A 302-nucleotide genomic window follows, 5' to 3' on the forward strand; every position below is an offset into this window, starting at 1 on the left:
TTCTCCATTCTACGGTCCCACACATTGCTGGCCTTTAACGATTCCAGCACCTTTAGCTTGCAATACTCGGGGTGATAAGGCAACAGCGCTTCAGCCCAACTCGTACGGAAGTTTTGGGTAAACTCAAGCTTCGTTAGTGAGTTCGGGTCTACCATCAAATTGCTTTGCATGTTGTAAACCTTATCGGGTTGTCCATTGGCATCCAGGTACACCACACCATCCAGCTTGAATACCGGATCATAGGTAAGTTCTTTATTCGGATCAACATAAAAGATCGAATAAATATCTTCCCCGTTATCCCT

At 45.0% G+C, this 302-nt stretch carries 1 protein-coding gene; it reads right to left on the bottom strand.

Annotation, left to right across the window (positions count from 1 at the left end):
• Positions 1-302 (bottom strand): hypothetical protein (locus A3860_RS41030; RefSeq protein ID WP_158085187.1); only part of this gene is annotated, 302 nt, incomplete at both ends.

The sequence above is a fragment of the Niastella vici genome (genome assembly GCF_002077945.1).
Taxonomy (GTDB): Bacteria; Bacteroidota; Bacteroidia; order Chitinophagales; family Chitinophagaceae; genus Niastella; species Niastella vici.